Below are 5,214 nucleotides of genomic sequence, written 5' to 3'. Positions count from 1 at the left end.
ATCGCAGCCGGTCAACACATTTCTTGACAAATATTTTTTGGGCACTTTTTCGCCATTTCCAGAAGAATTTGTTCTATTTTTCAAGCACTTAGCTCATTATTTTTGTGGTTTTGGATGTTTTTTCCCGAAACTTGGGTTAGATACTCCAAAACAAAAAGAAGATAGATCTTCATCTAAAGCAATTATCAATATAGCACCGAATTATGATGGACTATATGTGAATCTTACTTATAGGTTTTAATCCTAATCATAAATTTCCATTTAGCAAGCGAGACATAGATTTTTTTCTTAATTATTCATAAAGATAGATTTGATCAATTTCTTGAAAAATTATTTCTTAATTACTAAAATAAGATTAAAAATGGAAATTTTAACTATATTTAATTCGAAGCAATGTATAGAAGGAAAAGAACAATATGAAATACATTCCGGTAGAAAAAATTTATAACTTGATGGTTCAGGTTTTTTGTAAACTTGGAGTACCAAAATCTGAAGCAAAAATATGTGCTGATGTTTTAATCACATCAGATTTGAGCGGCATTGAATCTCATGGTGTGGGACGACTTAAGATGTACTATGATCGCATCAAAGCTGGAATTCAGAATGTTAATACTAAGATTGAAGTAGTCAAAGATGAAAAAGCCACAACTGTCTGGGATGGAAATCATGGTATGGGCCATGTGATAAGTCACAGAGCCATGAACAAGGCGATGGATAAAGCTGCAGAATTTGGTGTTGGGATTGTTGCAGTTCGTAATTCCACACACTATGGAATCTGTGGTTACTATTGTCGTCAAGCTGCAAAAAAGAATATGATTGGAATTACTTTTACCAATGCCCGACCTTCTATTGCTCCTCTGTTTGGTACAAGTCCGATGCTGGGTACAAATCCCATAGCTTTCGGTTGTCCTACCAATCTACCATATTCCTTTATTTATGATGCTGCCACTTCCATTACCCAAAGAGGTAAGATCGAAGTTTTAGGAAGAGAAGGAAAATCTACTCCCAAAGAATGGGCAATAGATAGTGGGGGAAAACCTTATACAGATACACAAAAACTTCTTGTAGACCTGATTGCCAAGAAAGCTGCTCTGGTTGGTTTAGGTGGAACAGAAGAGGTGTCAGGTGGACATAAAGGATTTGGCTTAGTTGTGATGGTTGAAATTCTTTGTGCTGCTCTGCAAAATGGTTCATATCTGCATGGACTTCATGGTTGGGATGGTGATAAGCGAGTTCCCTATAAACTTGGACATTTCTTTCTGGCAATAGATATAGAGAAATTTATTGAAATCAAGCGTTTTAAAGAGATCACAACTGATATTCTAAAACAGATACAAAATAGTAAAATTAGAAAAGATAAAACAAAAATATTTGTTGCGGGAGAAAAGGAATATCTCAAAGAGCAGGAAGTTCGAGAAAGAGGAATTCCGATAAATTATGAACTTGAGAAAAATCTTGAAATGATGATCAAAGATTTGAAAATTGAGTTTGGTTTCCCGTCATCCTGAGGAATTCTTTCACAGAAGATTGACGAAGGATAATGTCTCATGTTTCGTCAAAACAATCGTGGGTTTACTTCAACATGACGTATTTCATTGTATCCTTGCGAGAATCATAGCGACGAAACAATCTCATTCTTTCATCTAACTTAAAAAAACCAAATACCATGCACCTAAACCCCAGTACAAATTATATTAAATAAAAGGAGCCTTTATGCCTAACTTTTCATTATCACCGGATGGTACAGAATATCTGCTGCCAACACAGGAAGAATCAAAATTTGAACGCGAAGAAGTACTGCGGATAACGGAAGAACAGCGTAAACTGGGAAGAAAGATTGTAACCGTGCAGGGCATGGGCTTTGTCGGCTGCGTGATGGCTGTTGTGGTAGCTGATGCTACAGACGAAAATGGAGAGCCGATTTATTATGTTCATGGACATCAAAGACCTTCCAAACGCTCTTTCTGGAAAGTTCCTGTCATTAATACCGGAGTGCCGCCTGTAAGTTCTTCCGATCCGGAAGTACCGGAATTATTTGAACGCTGTGTAAATCAGAAGCATAATTTCAGAGCAACTTGGCACGATGTAGCCTATGAAGTTGCTGATGTTGTGGTTGTAGATATTCAACTGGATGCCACTAAACCCGCTTTTGGCGAAGCTGAAAAGGGTTACTGTGATATTACACATTTCCGTGATGGCATGCGAACTCTGGGACAGCATATTCGTCCGGAATGTCTGGTTCTGGTAGAAACTACAGTTCCTCCTGGAACCAGTGAACGAATCGTAAAACCGATTATCGAAGAAGAATTCGTTAAACGTGGAATAGATGTTAAAAAAAATCCTGCTCTTGTTGCTCATTCCTACGAAAGGGTGATGCCGGGAGCAAAATATGTCAGCTCTATTCGTGATTTCTGGCGGGTTTTTTCCGGAGTGAATGATATGAGCAAACAGCTGGCTCGAGAATTTCTCAGCAATGTACTGAATGTGGAAAATTATCCTCTTACAGAACTGGAAAACACCAATGCTTCTGAAATGGCTAAGGTTATGGAAAATTCTTATCGCGCTACAAATATTGCTTTAACTCTGGAATGGGCCAGGTTTGCTGAGAAAATCGGAGTTGATCTGTTCAAAGTACGTGATGCTATCCGCAAAAGAAAAGGTACTCATGACAACTTGCTGCGACCCAGTCTGGGAGTTGGAGGTTATTGTCTTACTAAAGATCCTGTTCTAGCCAACTGGGCCATGAAAGATGTTTTTGAGATTGATGATAGCCTGGCAATTGCAGTAAATTCAGTAAATATAAATGATACCATGCCAACCCATACCGTGGATTTGATCAAAGAGGAAATTCCGGAACTGAGAGATGTTAAAATATCTGTTCTGGGTGTTTCTTATCTGGAAGATGTAGGTGATACAAGACATTCTCCATCTTATACTTTAGTTCGTTTGCTACGTGAGGAATGGGCAGATGTGAAATGCCATGATCAATATGTGGAATACTGGGCAGAACTGGAAACAGAAGATATCTTTAATGATCTGGACAAAATTCTGCCGGGCTCTGACGTAGTAATTTTTGCTGTTGGTCATTCAGAATACAAAACTATCGATCCAAAATACCTGATAGAAACCTGTGGTAAAAAACCGCTCATAGTTGATTGTTCCAACTTCCTGTGCGATGATAAGATCAAGAAGTTCAAAGAACTGGGCTGCATCGTGAAAGGAGTAGGGAAGGGGCATATTTCAGCTCTATGAGCTGAAATATGACGAAGATAAGAAATAATGCCGTCATCCTGAGGTAATCTTACAAAGGCTATCGACGAAGGAAGAAATAATAATAATTGTCACCCAGAGTGACCTGTCCTGAGCTTCTTGAAGGATCGAAGGGTCGTGAAAGAACAAGAATTGTAAAAATAGAAGTGAAACAAGACGTATACTTGATACTTCGATACGAGCAATAAATTGATCACTCAGTATGACATAAGAGTGCCTTGAAAAAGTAAGTAAGATACCTTCATGTTTCGTCGTTTGCCAAGGATCCCGGAAGCTTTCGGGATCAACATGAGCATGTTTTTTCTCATCATCCTTTTTAAGCTCCCCTTCGACTTGTCGCGGCGTAGTAGAACGGAGCCGGAAAGGGGAGAAGTCGACTTGTCGACAGAGGGGTTTTTTCCCGTCATTGCGAGTGTTTCTCTCAAACAATCTACTGCGAAGCAATCTATTCTCTCACGATAAATACCTTATACCTAAAACCCAAAACCATTTAAAGCATATAAAAGGAGTTTTTATGCCAAACTTTTCATTATCACCGGATGGTACAGAATATCTGCTGCCAACACAGGAAGAATCAAAATTTGAACGCGAAGAGATAATTCGCATAACAGAAGAACAGCGCAAGCTGGGAAGGAAAATTGTCACCGTGCAGGGCATGGGCTTTGTCGGCTGCGTTATGGCCATCGTGATCGCTGATGCTACAGATGAAAACGGACAACCGATTTATTATGTACACGGACATCAAAGACCTTCCAAACGCTCCTTCTGGAAAGTTCCGGTCATCAATACTGGCGAACCGCCTGTCAGCTCTTCCGATCCGGAAGTACCGGAATTATTTGAACGCTGTGTAAATCAGAAGCAGAATTTTCGGGCAACTTGGCACGATGTCGCTTATGAAGTGGCAGATATTGTGGTTGTGGATATTCAACTGGATGCTACCAAACCAGCCTTTGGAGAAGCAGAAAAAGGTTATTGTGATATTACTCATTTTCGAGATGGCATGCGAACTCTGGGACAGCATATTCGACCGGAATGCCTAGTTCTGGTAGAAACTACAGTTCCTCCAGGAACCAGTGAAAGGATCGTAAAACCGATCATTGAAGAGGAATTAAAAAAACGTGGTATCGATGTAGATAAAAATCCTGCCTTAGTTGCACATTCTTATGAGCGCGTGATGCCGGGCGCAAAATATGTCAGTTCTATTCGTGATTTCTGGCGTGTATTTTCCGGTGTGAATGCCAAAAGTAAAAAGCTGGCTCGAGAATTTCTCAGCAATGTGCTGGATGTGGAAAATTATCCACTCACAGAACTGGAAAATACCAATGCATCCGAAATGGCCAAGGTTATGGAAAATTCCTATCGAGCCACCAATATAGCTCTTACCCTGGAATGGGCCAGATTTGCTGAAAAGATAGGAGTGGATCTATTCAAAGTAAGAGATGCCATCCGCAAAAGAAAAGGTACTCATGACAACCTGCTGCGTCCCAGCCTGGGAGTTGGAGGTTACTGCCTTACTAAAGATCCGGTGCTAGCCAACTGGGCCATGAAAGATGTTTTTGAGATTGATGATAGTCTGGCTATTGCAGTAAATTCAGTAAATATAAATGATACCATGCCAACCCATACCGTTGATTTGATCAAAGAGGAAATTCCCGAACTGAGAGATGTAAAGGTTAGTGTGCTTGGTGTTTCTTATCTGGAAGATGTTGGTGATACACGTCATTCTCCATCCTATACTTTAGTACGTCTACTACGTGAGGAATGGGCAGATGTGAAATGTCATGATCAGTATGTGGAATACTGGGCAGAATTGGAAACAGAAGATATCTTCAGTGATCTGGATAAGATCCTGCCGGGCTCTGATGTAGTAGTTTTTGCTGTTGGTCATTCAGAATACAAAACTATCGATCCAAAATACCTGATTAAGACCTGTGGTAAAAAACC

The 5,214-nt window shown here is 39.9% G+C and carries 4 protein-coding genes; all 4 read left to right on the top strand.

Annotation, left to right across the window (positions count from 1 at the left end; translation table 11 throughout):
• Positions 1–241, top strand: a 241-nt coding sequence (locus tag K9N40_13085) for a hypothetical protein (protein MCF7815403.1), incomplete at its 5' end; no start/stop codon positions are given.
• A 175-nt stretch (positions 242–416) separates the two neighbouring features.
• A complete protein-coding gene (locus K9N40_13080) occupies positions 417–1,508 on the top strand; it encodes an Ldh family oxidoreductase (protein MCF7815402.1) in 1,092 nt (363 codons plus the stop codon).
• A gap of 205 nt (positions 1,509–1,713) precedes the next feature.
• Positions 1,714–3,252 (top strand): nucleotide sugar dehydrogenase, encoded by a 1,539-nt coding sequence (locus tag K9N40_13075; protein ID MCF7815401.1) that lies wholly within the window; start codon positions 1,714–1,716, stop codon positions 3,250–3,252.
• Positions 3,253–3,784: 532 nt separating this feature from the next.
• A partial coding sequence (locus K9N40_13070) for a nucleotide sugar dehydrogenase (GenBank protein MCF7815400.1) occupies positions 3,785–5,214 on the top strand: 1,430 nt, incomplete at its 3' end.

This window comes from Candidatus Cloacimonadota bacterium (assembly GCA_021734245.1).
In the GTDB taxonomy this organism is placed as follows: Bacteria; Cloacimonadota; Cloacimonadia; order Cloacimonadales; family TCS61; genus B137-G9.
The sequence above is the reverse complement of the archived record's forward strand: the minus strand, read 5'-3'. Positions and strand labels throughout refer to the sequence as shown.

Coding starts and splice junctions, on each gene's coding strand:
- K9N40_13075 (MCF7815401.1), top strand. CDS start 1,714: ATGCCTAACTTTTCATTATCACCGGATGGTACAGAATATCTGCTGCCA.
- K9N40_13080 (MCF7815402.1), top strand. CDS start 417: ATGAAATACATTCCGGTAGAAAAAATTTATAACTTGATGGTTCAGGTT.